Consider the following 14,376-nt stretch of genomic DNA (forward strand, 5'->3'; position numbering starts at 1 on the left):
GGATCATCCAGCGGAAGGTGGATCGGGGGCGCCGCACGGGCGCCCCCGGTTGTGAGATCAGGCCGCGATGAACTCGTTCCACTTGCGAACCATATACTGGTTCTCGTCCATCACCGCGTTCCAGCAGGCGACGGCGCCCATACGGTCGTAGAACGAACCGCCGTCGCGCACCGCGCCCGCCTTTTCCATCACCTGCCCGAAGGGGTTGGTGATATCGCCCTCTGCCGGCTTGCCCTCGAACCAGAAGCCCCACTCATCGGCCGTCATGTAGTTCTTGGAGGTTTCGGGCACGGCCGAATAATAGCCCTGACGCATCAGGAAGCCGCCGACCCAGCCGTCGAGATACCAGTTGATGTATTCATAGGCCGCTTCCAGCTCGAGCCCGGTCAGGTTCTTCGACAGGCCGATACCGCCGCCCCAGCTGCGGTAGCCTTCCTTCAGCGGCTGATAGACGCAGGGGATGCCCTTGGATTTTACCGCGGTGATCGCGGGCGACCACATCGACTGGATGACGACCTCGCCCGAGGCCATCAGGTTGACGGATTCGTCGAAGCTTTTCCAGAAGGCGCGGAACTGGCCGGCCTTCTTGGCCTCGGTGAAGATCGCCATGGTCTTGTCGATCTCTTCGCGGGTCATGTTGCCCTTGTCGCCATAGGCGATCTCGCCCATCGCCTCGCAGACCATCGCCGCGTCCATGATCCCGATCGACGAGATGTCGAGGATGCTGGCCTTGCCCTTGAATTCCGGGTTCAGCAGCTCTGCCCATGTATTGATCGGGCGGCCGATCAGATCGGGGCGGATGCCCAGCGTATCGGCATTGTAGATCGTCGGAATCAGCGTCATCCAGCCTGATTCGTAGTCCACGAATTCAGTGCCGCCGGGGCCCTCGACAAAGCCCACGGTGTGGGGCGCCGTACCTTGGGCGATCTCGCTTTCGGGGGTCAGTTTGCCGTTGCGGAAGATGCCCACGATCTTGTCGTAGTTCTTGATCTTGCCGGTATCCATCGCCTGCAGGTTGCCGGTCGGCCAGACCTTCTTGCAGATCCAGTATTCGATATCGGCGATGTCGAAACTGCCCGGCTGGGTCGCGGCGCGCTGGGTGACGCTGTCGGAATCGAGCGCCGTCATCTCCAGTGTGAAGCCCAGATCCTCTTTCACCTTGTCGGCCACCTCATTGAGGTTCGACACCCCGGTGCCGAACTGGCGCAGCGTCACGTCCTTGATGTTCTGCGCCCAGATCATCGGCGCGCCCAGCGTGCTGGCGCCCACGGCGGTTGCGGCCCCTTTCAAAATGCTGCGGCGGCTGAGTTTCCCTGTCGTTATCGTCATGCTGTTCTCCTGTTGGTTTTCGCGTTTGCTCGGTCAGGCCTTCAAGGGATGAAGCTGCCCTGTCTCCCATGTCAGACCGATCCGGTCGCCCGGCTGTCTGGGATTGTTGAAAAAGATCGCTTCGGGCACCTGGGCGACCAGTTCCTGATCCCCCATGATCCGCGCGTTCAGCGATACATGCGTGCCCTGATATTCGATGCCCGTGACGCTGGCCTCGACCAGCCCGGTGCCGGGGCCCGTCACCTGCACCGCGTCGCTGCGGATGGCGAACGTCCCCTCCGGCAGGCCGACAACATTGTGCCCGCCCATGAACCGCGCCACGAACTCCGTCTTCGGGGCGTTGTAGACCTCGCGCGCGGGGCCGGCCTGTTCGATTACCGCGTTGTTCATCACCACGATCTCGTCGGCCAGGGCCAGCGCCTCGTCCTGGCCGTGGGTAACGTGCAGAAAGGTGATGCCAAGCTCGCGCTGCAGCTTCTTCAGCTCGCTGCGCATGCGGATACGCAGGAACGGGTCCAGCGCCGAAAGCGGTTCATCCAGCAGCAGCACCTGCGGCCGCGTGATCAGGGCGCGGGCCAGCGCGACCCGCTGCTGCTGACCGCCCGAAAGCTGATCCGGCATGCGGTCGCCAAAGGCGGTCATGTCCACCAGCTCCAGCATCTCGCCCGCTTTGGCGGTGCGCTCGGCGCTGGAAACGCCCTTCATCTTCAGGCTGAAGGCGACATTGTCGGTAACGCTGAGATGCGGAAACAGTGCATAGCTCTGGAACATCATCGCGGTACCGCGTTTTGCCGGCGGCAGCGCCGAAATATCACGCCCGCCCAGCAGAATGGATCCGTCCGAAACCGCCTCGTGCCCGGCGATCATCCGCAGGGTCGAGGATTTGCCGCAGCCCGAGGGGCCGAGCAGGCAGGCATAGGTGCCCGGTTTGAACCGGTGGTTGATCGCATCCACCGCCACGGTCGTACCGTAACGCTTGGTCAGCGACACCAGTTCAAGATCAAGTTTGGCGTTTTCCATCGGCCCCCCGCGCTTGTTGCGTTCTTTTGAGCCGCGCAACATGGCGCGCGACAATGACGAACAGCGCCGGGGACCGGGCCATGCCGCGAGTTGGCGCGTTTTTAAGCAAAAGTTGATTGCGCCGATTAATTATCGAACACAGTGTTGTATACAATAAGGATATATTACGGATGCAAAATCGGCGCCGCTTGTCGACCCATGCCAGGTCTGGCACATGATCGGAACGAGGATCAGTGATATGAACAAGCCCGCCCGTCCGGCCCCCAAGGAACTCAAGCAAAACGCGGCCAGTGCCACCGTCGCCGAAGGGCTGGAGCTTGCCATTCACGAACACCGGCTGGCCCCCGGCACCAAGCTGGGCGAAGACGAGATCGGCGAGATCTATGGCGTATCCCGCACCGTCGTACGCTCTGCCTTGCAGGCACTGGCGCATGAGCAGCTTGTTCAGATCGAGCGCCACCGCGGCGCGTTCGTGGCACAGCCCAGCCTGCGCGAGGCGCGCGAGGTGTTCGAGGCACGCGAGCTGCTGGAACCCCGCACCGCCCATTCCGCGGCACTGCGCGCCGTCCCCGAGGATATCGAGCGTCTGCGCCGGCATATCGAAGATGAACATGCTGCCCTTGCCGCATCCGACAGTGGCCGGGCCGTGCGCCTGTCGGGTCTGTTTCACATCGAGATTTCGCGGATCGCGGATCAGAACACCATCGCGGGGTTCATCGAAACCCTGATCGCGCGCTCTTCGCTGATCATCGCGCTGTACTGGCGGCGTGAAAGCGCGCTGTGCGAAAGCCATGCGCATCACGCGCTGCTGGAAGCGATCGCTGCCAATGACGCCAAGCAGGCCGAAGAGCTGATGCGCAGCCATCTGGTGGATCTGCATTCGGCGCTGGACCTGCGTGAAAAAGGCGCCGCGCCCCGCTCGTTGAAAGAGGCGCTGATTGGACCGGGTTGAGCATATGACCCGCGCGGATCTGGAATGCGTTCTGGGCTGGGCGGCTGATGAGGGCTGGAATCCTGGCCTGGATGACGCAGAGGCGTTTCTGGCTGCAGACCCCGAGGGGTTCTTCCTGAAACGGGTCGGCGGCGCGCCGGCGGCGGCGGTTTCGGTCGTCAACCACTCGGATGACTACGCCTTTCTCGGGCTTTACATCTGCGCCCCCGCGTTTCGCGGGATGGGTCATGGGCTGGATGTCTGGAACGCCGGGCTGGCCCATGCCGGCGGCCGGACGGTGGGCCTTGACGGTGTGCCGGCGCAACAGCAGAATTATGTGCGCTCGGGCTTTGTGCGCGCGGGCCGGACCATTCGCTACGAAGGCCGGGTAAACGGGCGCGACGCGGCCAACCTTCGCCCGATGCGGGCCTCGGATATCCCCGCGATCCTCGCGCTTGACGCGGCGCAGACGGGCACCCGGCGTGACAGGTATCTTTCCGCCTGGCTGACCGCCACGTCCACCCGGCAGGGCCTGGTTATCGAGAGGAACGGCGCCATCGCCGCCTGTGGCACCGTGCGCGCCTGTCGGGCGGGGGCGAAGATCGGTCCGTTCATGGCCCTCCGCGCGGGTGATGCCTCGGACCTGATGGCCGGGCTTGCGCGGATCATTGGCCGGGCACAGCTTTTCATCGACGTACCCGACAGTTGCCACGACTTTCACGACCTGCTGGCCGGTCGCGGCTTTGCACCGGTCTTCGAAACCGCGCGGATGTACCGGGGGCCCGCCCCCGCAACCGCCTACGCCCCGTTCCACGGGGTGGCCACGCTGGAGCTTGGTTGACCACCCGCCAATCCGCGCCTTCCCTGCCGCCAAATGCCCACATCGCAGAGAACCAGGGAGGAATTATTAACTGATTGATTTCAAACAGGATTACTTGGCGGTGCATTCTTTGCACCGGTAATGTGAAATTATAGCATTAGAAGTAAACATTAATACAGCGCAGGCTCGGCCCATGCTCGCGCCACGCTTCGCCCGTGGCACAATTCAGCCACAGGGGAAAACACAGATGACAGGAACCACCTCAAGACGCGATTTTCTGAAATACGGCAGCGGCGTGATCGGCGCCTCGATGCTGCCCTTTCTGAAGGCACTGCCGGCCCGTGCCGCGGGCGGCGACGTTCTGGTCGCCGTGACCGGCCAGACCATCAACAGCCTCGATCTGCACCGGACCGGCACCAACCGCGCCTCCTATCAGGTGGCGGTGAACTGCTATGACCGGCTGGTGTCCTTCGGCACCAAAGAGGCCCCGGGCGGCGGGCTTTCCTATGACTATTCGGTCATCGAGCCGGAACTGGCCGAAAGCTGGACCATCTCCGACGATGGGCTGACGATGACCTTCAAGATCAAGCCGGAGGCCAAATTCTGGGACGGCACCAAGGTGACCGCCGCCGATGTGAAATGGTCGTTCGACCGCGCCGTTTCGGTGGGCGGCTTCCCGACCGTACAGATGAAGGCCGGCGGCCTGATCGCGCCCGAGCAATTCGAGGCGGTCGATGACGAAACGTTCGTGATCCACCTTGAAAGACCGTCGAAGCTGAGCCTGCCCGATCTGGCGGTGCCGGTGCCGTTCGTCATCAATTCCAAGGTCGCGATGGCCAATGCCACCGCCGAAGATCCCTGGGCGATGGAATATCTGCACAAGACCCCGGCCGGGTCCGGCGCGTTCAAGGTGGCGAAATGGGCGCCGGGCGAACAGCTCGTCTATGAGCGGAACGACGACTGGGCCGGCGGCCCGCTGCCGGGGCCCAAGCGCGTCATCCTGCGCGAAGTGCCCAGCCCCGCCACCCGCCGCGCATTGATCGAGCGGGGCGATGTGCAGCTTTCCTTCGACATCCCCAACAAGGATGCCGCCGAACTGGCCGACAAGGTCACGGTCTATTCCACCCCGATCGAGAATTGCATGCACGTGGTCGGCCTGAACACCACGTTCGAGCCGTTCCAGGATCCTGACGTGCGCAAGGCCATCGCCTATGCCATTCCCTATGAGGATATCTTCCAGACCGCCGCCTATGGCCGTGGCGCGCCGCTCTGGGGCGGCAGCACCGAGATCGACGATATCGCATGGCCGCGCAAATCGCCTTATTACACCGACATGGACATGGCCCGCAGCCATCTGGAAAAATCGGCCTTCGCCAAGGGGTTCGACGTGCCGTTCTCCATCAGCCTCAGCCTGGCCGACTGGATGGAGCCCACGGCGCTGCTTATTCAGGAAAGCCTGGCCGGGCTTGGCATCACCAGCGAGATCGAAAAGATCCCCGGCGCCAACTGGCGCACCGCGGCACTGGTTGAAAAGCGGCTGCCGCTGCACCTGGAAAACTTCGGCGGCTGGCTGAACACGCCTGATTACTATTTCTTCTGGGCCTATCAGAAGGGGCATCTGTTCAATTCGTCCAATTATGAAAACCCCGAGATCGAGGCCTTGGTCGACGAAACCCTGCACATGTCGATGGAGGATCCGCAGTATATGCCCAACATCAAGCGCATGTTCGCGATCGCCTTCGAAGACCTGCCGCGCATCCCGCTCTGGCAGCCGGCGCTGAACGTCGCCGCGAACGGGGCCGAAGGGTATGAGTTCTGGTTCCACCGCCAGCTCGACATCCGGCCGCTGAAAGGGGCGTGAACCGGAATGTCCGCGCGCCTGACCTCTGTTCTTTCGCGCATCGCGCAGGCCATCCCGGTGGTGATCGGGGTCGTGGTCATCAGCTTTGTGCTGACCCGCGCCCTGCCCGGCGACCCGGCCGTGTATTTCGCAGGGGCGGCGGCGGATGAGGCCTCGATCGCCGAGGTGCGCGAGGCACTTGGCCTCGACAAGCCGATGCTGCGGCAGTTCATCATCTATGTCGGCGATCTCGCGCGCGGCGATCTGGGGCAGTCGATCTCCAGCGGGCGGCCGGTGGCCGAGGATCTGGCCAGCCGGCTGCCCGCGTCGCTGGAACTGACGCTGAGCGCGCTGCTGCTGTCTTGCGCGGTGGCGGTGCCGCTGGGGGTGCTGGCCGCAACGCGGCCGGGCTCGCCCGTCGATCACCTGTGCCGGGTGCTGGTCACGGCGGGGGTATCGCTGCCGACCTTCTTTACCGGCATCTTGCTGATCTATGTGTTCTACTACCTGCTGGGCATCGCGCCGTCGCCGCTAGGGCGGCTCGACTTCATCTATATCGAACCCGATCACGTGACCGGCTTTTACCTGATCGACGCGGCCCTTGCCGGGGATGCCGAGACATTTCTGGGCGCGCTGAAACAGCTTGTGCTGCCCGCGATCACCCTGGCGCTGTTCACCATGGCGCCGATCGCGCGGATGACCCGCGCGGCGATGCTGGGCGCGCTCAGCGCCGATTTCGTGCGCACGGCACGGGCGGCGGGGCTGACCAACCGCACGGTGCTATACGGCTATGCCTTCCGCAACGCGCTGTTGCCTGTCGTCACCACTCTGGGCATGGTGTTTTCCTTCACGCTCGGGGCGAATGTGCTGGTCGAAAAGGTCTTCGCCTGGCCCGGCATCGGCTCTTACGCGGTCGAGGCGCTGGTGGTGTCGGATTATGCCGCTGTTCAGGGCTTTGTGCTGGCGATGGCGTTTCTCTTCGTCCTGCTCAACCTCGTGATCGACCTGGCCTATACGCTGATCGATCCGCGCATCGGGTTTGCCGCGAAATGACACAGGTATCGCCAGACAGCGCGGAACGGCCCCGTTCGAGCGGCGCGCTTGACCACCTGATCTATGTGCTGAAGGCCAATCCGGTCACGCTGCTGGCCTTCGTGATGTTCGCGCTGATCGTGATCTCGGCGCTGTTCGGCCCGGCACTCGTTCCCTATGACCCGCTGCAATCGGATGCGGCCAACGCGCTCCAGGCCCCCTCTGCGGCGCATTGGTTCGGCACCGACAGCCTGGGCCGCGACGTCTTCAGCCGGGTGATCGTGGCCACACGGCTGGATCTGGTGATCTCGGTCGCGGCGGTGGCGCTGTCGTTCGTGCTGGGGTCGGTTCTGGGGGCTGTCGCTGGCTATTGGGGCGGCTGGATCGACGTGGTGCTGAACCGCATCCTCGACACGATCATGGCTTTCCCGCTGTTCGTGCTGGCGATGGGGATCGTCGCGGCCATGGGCAACACGATCGAGAATATCATCTACGCCACCGCCATCATCAACGTGCCGTTTTACGCGCGGCTGGTGCGGGCCGAGGTCAACATCCGGCGCGGGGCGGGCTTCGCGCTGGCGGCGCGCCTGTCGGGCAATTCAGACCTGCGCGTGCTGGCGCTGCATATCTTCCCGAACGCGCTGCCGCCGATGATGGTGCAGGTTTCGCTCAATCTGGGCTGGGCGATCCTGAATGCGGCCGGGCTCAGCTTCATCGGGCTGGGCGTGCGCCCGCCGACGCCGGAATGGGGGATCATGGTGGCCGAAGGCGCCAATTTCATCGTGTCGGGCGAATGGTGGCTGGCGGTGTTTCCGGGCCTGTGGCTGATGTTCGCGGTCTTCACCTTCAACCTGCTGGGCGACGGGTTGCGCGACATCGTCGATCCGCGCAAAAGGACGTGAACGCGATGCTGTCGATCCGCGATCTTGCCGTTTCCTTCCAGACCCGCCGGGGCGCGGTGAACGCCGTGCGCGGGGTCAGCTTCGATGTGGCCACGGGGGAGGTTCTGGGTATCGTCGGCGAAAGCGGGTCCGGCAAATCGGTCACCTCTTATGCGCTGATGCGCATCCTCGATGCGGGCGGGGCGATCACGGCGGGCGATGTCAGCTATTCCGGGCTCGACCTGCGCCGCGCCTCCGAAGCCGACATGCGCGATATTCGCGGGCGCGAGATTTCGATGATCTTCCAGAACCCGCGCGCCGCGCTCAACCCGATCCGCAAGGTTGGCCATCAGATCGAGGATGTGCTGCGCCGCCACGCAAAGGCCACCCGGCAGGACGCGCGGCAAAAGGCGATCGCGGCGCTGGAGGCCGTGCGGATCACCGATGCCGAGGCCCGCTATGACGCCTATCCGTTCGAGCTTTCGGGGGGCATGTGCCAGCGGGTCGTGATCGCCATCGCACTGGCCTGCGATCCGCGCCTGTTGATCGCCGACGAGCCGACAACGGGGCTGGACATCACCACCCAGAAGGCGGTGATGGAACTGGTCAGCGCGCTGATCCGGGCACGCGGCATGGGCGCGATCGTGATCACCCATGACCTTGGGCTGGCCGCGCAATATTGCGACCGGATCGTGGTGATGAAAGATGGGCAGATCGTCGAGACCGGCGATCCGGAGGCGCTGTTTGCCCGGCCCCGGCACGCCTATACCCGCAAGCTGGTCGACGCGACCCCGCGCGCGGGCGAGAGCATCCGAAGCCTGCTGCCCGCCGAGATCCGCACGCCCGACCTGCCCCACAAGGTGCATGAGCGCCCGATTCTGGCGGTGCGCGACCTGACCAAAACCTATCGCGGAAAATCCGGGCCGGTTCATGCGGTTCGTGGCATATCCTTCGAGGTGAAAGAGGGGCAAAGCGTGGGGCTGGTCGGGGAATCCGGCTGCGGCAAATCCACGACCTCGGAAATGCTGGTGCGGCTGCTCGATCCGACCAGCGGCGAGATCCTGTTCGACGGGCAGGATATCGCGGGTATTCCGGCCGGGCGCTTTGCCCGCAACCCGCGCCGGGGCGACATTCAGATGGTGTTTCAGGATGCGACCGACAGCCTGAACCCCCGCCACAGCGCCCGTCAGACCATCGCCGACCCGCTGCGCCGGCTTGGCGGGATGGGAGGGGCGAAACTGGCCGCGCGTGTGGACGAGCTTGCCGATCTGACCGGCCTGCCGCGAACGCTGCTCGACCGGTTTCCACATCAGCTTTCGGGCGGGCAGAAGGCGCGGGTAGGCATCGCGCGGGCAATCGCGCTGAACCCCCGGTTTCTGATCCTCGACGAACCCACCGCCGCGCTTGACGTCTCGATCCAGGCGGTGGTGCTGAACCTGCTGGCCGATCTGCGCGCGGCACTGGGGATGAGCTATCTGTTCGTCAGCCACGACCTGCATGTGGTGCGCCTGCTGTGCGACCATGTGATCGTCATGAAGGGCGGCGAGATCGTCGAACAGGGACCGGCGGAGCAGGTGATGGCATCGCCTGCCCACCCCTATACGCAAGAGCTTTTGTCGGCCGCGCCGAAACCGCCCGCCCGGCGGCTGGTGCCCGCGCCCTAGCCCCGGCTGCGCCCCCATTCGCGCATCATCACCGCCACCGCGCAAGAGGCCAGCCGCGCCTGTTCGTCATCGGCCCGGCTGGTCAGGATGATCGGGCAGGATGCGCCAAGCACGATGCCGCCTGCCTGGGCATGGGCGATGAAGGTCAGCTCTTTGGCCAGCATGTTGCCCGCCTCGAGGTTGGGCACGACAAGGATTTCCGCGTGGCCCGCCACCGCCGAGGATATGCCCTTGGTGCGCGCGGCTTCCAGATCGATGGCGTTGTCCATGGCCAGCGGCCCGTCCACCAGCCCGCCCTTGATCTGCCCGCGATCGGCCATTTTCGACAGCACCGCCGCGTCGATGGTCGAGGGGATGCGCGGGTTGACCGTTTCCACCGCCGACAGGATGCCGACCTTCGGCATCTCGATCCCCAGCGCATGCGCCAGGTAGATGGCGTTCTGAACGATATCGACCTTCTCTTCCAGATCGGGGGCGATGTTGATGGCCGCGTCGGTGACCATCAGCAGGTGATCAAGCCCCGGCACATCCATCACGAAAACATGCGACAGGCGGCGGTTGGTGCGCAGCCCGCCGACCTTCTTGAGCACCTGACGCAGAAGATCGTCGGTATGAAGATTGCCCTTCATCAGCGCCTTGGCGCGGCCCTCATGCACCATCTTCACCGCCTGCGCCGAGGCGGCGGAATGATCGGGGATATCCACGATCTCCAGCCCCGACAGGTCGGCGCCGATCTCTTCGGCGGCGGCGGCGATCTTCTTCGCACAGCCCACCAGGATGGGGTGCAGCAGCGTGTGCCGATAGGCCAGAAGCGCACCGCCGAGCGAGGCGTCATCCTCTGGCGCGACAACCGCCGTCGGCATCGGCTCCAGCGGTTCGGCGCGGGCCAGGATACGGTCGAAATGCGCATGGGTCTGCACTGTCAGGCCCGGAACATCGCGGATGTCGATGGCCACCTTGCGTTCCGGGGCAAGCACAACCGCCTCGCCCTCGGCGATGCGGGTGCCGTCGGCCTGTTCCACCCAGGTCTCGAAGGTGGCGAGATTGCCCTCGCCCTTTGACAGCAGGCGCACCTTGGCGGTGATTTCATCGCCTGCGTGGGCGCGGCCCAGAAAGGTGAGCATCTGGCTTTTGTAAAGCGTTCCCGGGCCGGGCAGGAAATTTCCCAGCACCCCGGAGATCAGCGCCCCCATCCACATCGAGGGCGCCACCGCCTCGGGCTTGCCATCCCCGTCACCGTCTTCCTTGGGAAGATGCATCGGGTTCAAATTGCCCGAGGAATTGGCGAAAACGTAGAAATCCTCGGCCCGGCAGGTGTGGGTGGTTTCCGCCTCCATGCCGATCTCCAGATCGGTCCAGGGGATATTGGTGTGCAACGTCATCAGAGCAGCCTCCTTGCCGGGATCAGGCGCCAGCCTGTGGGCTGAACGTAACCCTTTCGTGACCGGCCCCCAAGCGTTTCAGGCGGGGTGCCGCGGAATGCCGCGGCCCGCGCATCGTTTTGCGGCTGTCTCTTCCGGTTTCCCCGCGCAGGGCCTATCAAGGCGCATGCCTGTAACGCTCCATTCCCTCTCCGATCTGCCCCGCCTGCCCTTCGACGAGGTGATCGACGTGCGCACCCCCGCCGAATTCGCGGAAGATCGCATTCCCGGCGCGATCAACCTGCCGGTTCTCAGCAATGAGGAACGCGCCCGCGTCGGCACGATCTACACCCAGCAAAGCCCGTTTCTGGCGCGCAAGCTGGGCGCGGCGCTGGTGGCGCGCAATGCCGCACGGCATCTTGAAACCACCCTGGCCGACAAGCCCGGCGGTTATCGCCCGTTGGTCTATTGCTGGCGCGGCGGGCAGCGGTCGGGCTCGTTCACACTTATCCTGCGGCAGGTGGGCTGGCAGGCCGACACGATCGAGGGCGGCTATCGCAGCTTTCGGCGGCTGGTGCAGGCGGATCTTTATGAAAAGCCCTGGCCCTGCCCCGTCGTGGTGCTCGATGGCAATACCGGCACGGCCAAGACCGAACTCTTGCCGCTGCTGGCCGCCGAGGGCCTGCAGGTGATCGATCTGGAGGGGCTGGCGAACCATCGCGGCTCGCTGTTCGGGGCGATGACCGCCGGGCAGCCTGCGCAGAAGGGGTTCGAAACCGCGCTGGCCATGGCCGCCGCCGGGCTGGACCCGTCGCGCCCGCTGGTGGTCGAGGGGGAATCGAGCAGGATCGGCCAGATCAACATTCCCGCCGGGCTGTGGGCCGCGATGAAAACCGCGCCACGGCTGGTGGTTCAGGCACCGCTGGCCGCACGCGCGGCCTATCTGACCCGCGCCTATGGCGACATGATAGAGGATCGCGCCCGGCTGGACGCCACGCTGCGGCTGCTGGCCCCGCTACACCCGCGCGAACGGGTCGAAGGCTGGCTGGCGCTGGTGGCGCAGGGCGCGTTCGCACAGCTTGCCGCATCGCTGATGGCCACGCATTACGACCCGCGCTATGAAAAACAGCGCGGCCGGTTCGACGATCTGCCATCATACACGGTGGCACTTGAAACGCTGGACCCCGCCGCGCTCGCCGCCGCCGCGCCAGAGCTGGCCCGCGCCGCGCATATGCTCAGCGCAGGGCGATAAGCGGCGGGCCGTCCACGATTTCGCCGATACAGGCCGCGTGCGCACCCGCGGCCCTCAGATCGTCCAGAATGCGGGCCAGATCATCGCCCGGCACCGCGGCCAGCAGCCCGCCCGCCGTCTGCGGATCGCACAGCAGGGCGCAGCGGGCGTCGCCCGCATCCGCCCCCGCCACTTCCGACAGCATCACCGCGTTCTGCGGATAGAGGCTGGAGCGCACCCCGGCCTCGGCCAGCGCCAGCGCCCCGTCCATCAGCGGCACATCCGCCAGCCGCAGATCCGCCCCCGCGCCAGAGGCCCGCAGGATGGTCAGCAGATGCCCCGCCAGTCCATAGCCTGTCACGTCGGTCATCGCACGGGCCACCGGCGCCAGCACGCCCGCCGCGGGGCCAAGCGGCGCGGCCATCTGCGCCAGCGCGGCGGCGATGTCGGCGCCACGGGCCCTGCCCTGCATCTCGGCCGCGAACAGCGTACCGCTGCCGATCGGCTTGGTCAGGATCAGCGCATCGCCCGGCCGCGCGCCCGCCAGCCCGACGGGGGTGCCATCATGCAGGCCGGTCACGGTGAACCCCACCGTCAGCTCGGGTCCGACAGAGGTATGCCCGCCCACCAGATCGGCCCCAGCAGCGCCGAAAACCGCGCTGGCCGCCGCCATGATCTCGCGCAGCGTATGCTCCTGCATCCGGTCGCGCATGCGGGGCAGGATCAGCGTGGCAAGGGCGGCCTGCGGGCGCGCGCCCATCGCCCAGATATCGCCCAGAGCATGCACCGCCGCGATGCGGGCCATCATGTAAGGGTCTTCGATGAAGGCCCGGAAGTGATCCGAGGTGATCACCTGCACCCCGTCGCCATGGCGCAAAACCGCCGCGTCATCGCCCGCGCCATGCAGCACGTCCGGCCGCGTTGGTGCCGGCAGCCCGGCCAGCCCGCCCCGCAGCACGCCTGCCCCCGGCTTCGCCGCGCAGCCGCCGCAGGGCGGCACGCCCCCGGCCAGCATCTCGCCGACGCCCGCCGCCGCCTCTGCCGGGATGTCTTGAACGGCGTTCATCTTCGGTAGATCATGAAACTTCCCCATGAACTTGCGATCGATCCGGTCTTTCCAGCGCCACAGCGCATCACCTTCCAGCCGCAGGCCCAGCTTGTCGGCCACCGCATGTTTGCGCCCGGTCGAGATCAGTTTCAGGTAATCCTTTTGCGGATGGTAGCCGCGCCGGGCGCCCCCGGTCAGATCGGCGCGCAGGTTATGGGCCAGCACCGGCGCCTGCCGCACCGCGAACACCCCCGCCTTGGGGCGGGGTGCATGGGTCATATGGGCGCAATCGCCCGCCGCATAGATCAGCGGATCGTTCAGCGTGCGCAGATCGGGGCCGATGTCGATGAACCCGTCGGTCAGCTGCAGCCCGGTGTCCGCCACCCAGCCCTGCGGCCGCGCGCCCGCCGCGCCAATGGTGATGCCGCCGGTCAGCACCTCGCCGCCCTCCAGCTCCACCCCCTCCGCCGTGACCCGCGCGATGCGGATACCGGTGCGCAGATCGACACCCTGTTCGCCCATCTGCGCCAGCAGCGCCCGGCGCGCACCGTCGCCGATGCCGCGCAGGGCGGTGTCTGCAGCCTCCAGCAGCGTCACCTTTCCGGCCACGCCTTCCTGTGTCAGGCGATGCGCGCAGGCCAGCGCCAGTTCCACCCCCGCGACGCCGGCCCCGATGACCAGAACGCAAGGGGCGGCATCGCCGGCCCTGACCTGTGTCACGTACCTCTCCCAGCTTTCGGCGAAGGGGCCGAGCGGTTTGGCGGGCACGGCGTGTTCGGTGAACCCCTCCAGCGCGGGCAGGTCGGAGCTGATGCCGATATCGACCGAGGCAAGATCATAGAATACCGGTGCGCGCCCCTCGACCTCGATCAGCCGGGCGTCGCGGTTGATGCCGGTGGCCCGGCCCAGCACCAGCCGCGCCCCGGCGAAACGCGCCAGCTTCACCAGATCAATCTCCAGCTCATCCCGCGCATAATGCCCTGCCACCAGCCCCGGCAGCATCCCCGAATAGGGCGCGGTCGGGCCGGGATTGATCAGCGTCAGCCGCGTGCCGGGCAGCGGCTTCATCCCCCATTTGCGCAGGACCAGCGCGTGGGAATGCCCGCCGCCGATCAGCACCAGGTCTCGGGTCAGGGGAAGGGGGCTGTGCATGGGGTTGGCGTCCGCTGGATGTTACCCGCCAAGACTTAGCGGTCCGGGCCGCGTCATGAAAGGGGAC

11 protein-coding genes are annotated in these 14,376 nt (G+C 65.8%); 7 read left to right on the forward strand and 4 right to left on the reverse strand.

The window, feature by feature from the left end:
- Positions 1–57: 57 nt before the first annotated feature.
- Both GGR17_RS16345 and GGR17_RS16350 read right to left on the reverse strand, forming a co-directional pair.
- Positions 58–1,329, reverse strand: a complete 1,272-nt coding sequence (locus GGR17_RS16345; RefSeq protein WP_054539630.1) for an ABC transporter substrate-binding protein — start codon at positions 1,327–1,329, stop codon at positions 58–60.
- Between the two features lie 33 nt (positions 1,330–1,362).
- Entirely contained in the window at positions 1,363–2,349 is a 987-nt protein-coding gene (locus GGR17_RS16350; protein ID WP_054539631.1) for an ABC transporter ATP-binding protein, read from the reverse strand.
- Between the two features lie 238 nt (positions 2,350–2,587).
- Here GGR17_RS16350 and GGR17_RS16355 point away from each other — a divergent pair, with 238 nt between their 5' ends.
- The 6 genes from GGR17_RS16355 to GGR17_RS16380 all read left to right on the forward strand — a co-directional run bounded on the left by GGR17_RS16355 (position 2,588) and on the right by GGR17_RS16380 (position 9,517).
- Positions 2,588–3,301 (forward strand): GntR family transcriptional regulator, encoded by a 714-nt coding sequence (locus GGR17_RS16355; RefSeq protein ID WP_037208525.1) that lies wholly within the window; start codon positions 2,588–2,590, stop codon positions 3,299–3,301.
- Positions 3,288–4,121 (forward strand): GNAT family N-acetyltransferase, encoded by an 834-nt coding sequence (locus tag GGR17_RS16360; protein WP_235974515.1) that lies wholly within the window; start codon positions 3,288–3,290, stop codon positions 4,119–4,121. Before GGR17_RS16355 ends, GGR17_RS16360 begins: the two co-directional genes overlap by 14 nt.
- Positions 4,122–4,347: 226 nt before the next feature.
- Positions 4,348–5,961: an ABC transporter substrate-binding protein gene (locus tag GGR17_RS16365; protein ID WP_054539633.1), complete on the forward strand. Its 1,614-nt coding sequence runs from the start codon at positions 4,348–4,350 to the stop codon at positions 5,959–5,961.
- Between the two features lie 6 nt (positions 5,962–5,967).
- Positions 5,968–6,993, forward strand: coding sequence for an ABC transporter permease (locus GGR17_RS16370; RefSeq protein ID WP_054539634.1), 1,026 nt, complete (start codon positions 5,968–5,970; stop codon positions 6,991–6,993).
- Positions 6,990–7,874: an ABC transporter permease gene (locus GGR17_RS16375; protein WP_054539635.1), complete on the forward strand. Its 885-nt coding sequence runs from the start codon at positions 6,990–6,992 to the stop codon at positions 7,872–7,874. The genes GGR17_RS16370 and GGR17_RS16375 overlap by 4 nt, the downstream gene beginning before the upstream one ends.
- A 5-nt stretch (positions 7,875–7,879) precedes the next feature.
- A complete protein-coding gene (locus GGR17_RS16380) occupies positions 7,880–9,517 on the forward strand; it encodes a dipeptide ABC transporter ATP-binding protein (RefSeq protein WP_054539636.1) in 1,638 nt (545 codons plus the stop codon).
- Here GGR17_RS16380 and GGR17_RS16385 read toward each other — a convergent pair.
- Positions 9,514–10,899, reverse strand: a complete 1,386-nt coding sequence (locus GGR17_RS16385) for a bifunctional enoyl-CoA hydratase/phosphate acetyltransferase (RefSeq protein ID WP_173585965.1) — start codon at positions 10,897–10,899, stop codon at positions 9,514–9,516. The two genes, GGR17_RS16380 and GGR17_RS16385, sit on opposite strands and share 4 nt — an antisense overlap.
- 166 nt (positions 10,900–11,065) lie before the next feature.
- On the opposite strand from GGR17_RS16385, the gene mnmH reads away from it, so the two are divergent.
- Entirely contained in the window at positions 11,066–12,130 is a 1,065-nt protein-coding gene (gene mnmH, locus GGR17_RS16390) for a tRNA 2-selenouridine(34) synthase MnmH (RefSeq protein ID WP_054539638.1), read from the forward strand.
- Here the strand turns inward: mnmH and selD are convergent.
- Positions 12,114–14,309: a selenide, water dikinase SelD gene (selD, locus tag GGR17_RS16395; RefSeq protein ID WP_054539639.1), complete on the reverse strand. Its 2,196-nt coding sequence runs from the start codon at positions 14,307–14,309 to the stop codon at positions 12,114–12,116. The genes mnmH and selD overlap by 17 nt on opposite strands.
- Between the last annotated feature and the right edge of the window lie 67 nt (positions 14,310–14,376).

This window comes from Actibacterium naphthalenivorans (assembly GCF_014196965.1).
Taxonomy (GTDB): Bacteria; Pseudomonadota; Alphaproteobacteria; order Rhodobacterales; family Rhodobacteraceae; genus Actibacterium_A; species Actibacterium_A naphthalenivorans.